The 297-nt window shown below is 43.4% G+C and carries 1 protein-coding gene; it reads left to right on the top strand.

Going from position 1 to position 297, the window contains the following annotated elements; translation table 11 throughout:
* The coding region (locus AB4512_RS24230) for an outer membrane protein (protein ID WP_372176041.1) at positions 1-295 on the top strand (295 nt) is incomplete at its 5' end.
* Positions 296-297 lie beyond the last annotated feature (2 nt).

Raw genomic sequence — 297 nt, forward strand, 5'->3', positions numbered from 1 at the left:
TTACACGTTTGATAATGGCGTTCGTCCATTTGGTACTATCGGTTTATCGACTATTGATCTAGACATGAAGCTTGCAGACGGCTCTCGCCCTTCAGAAAGTGGTTTTGATGATACGGGAGACGGCATCCGTATGGGTGTTGGTGTTGAATATACACCACCTACAATGTCTTCGTTGAGCTTTCGCCTAGCATACGAAGCCGATGCTTTTGATATCGAAGATTACGAAAACGGACACAAGACAGAAGATACTGTTGTTCTGGATTCTTTCTACTTAGGCGCAATGTACACATTCTAAGT

The sequence above is a fragment of the Vibrio sp. 10N.222.52.B7 genome (assembly GCF_041474275.1).
GTDB classification, from domain to species: domain Bacteria; phylum Pseudomonadota; class Gammaproteobacteria; order Enterobacterales; family Vibrionaceae; genus Vibrio; species Vibrio crassostreae_C.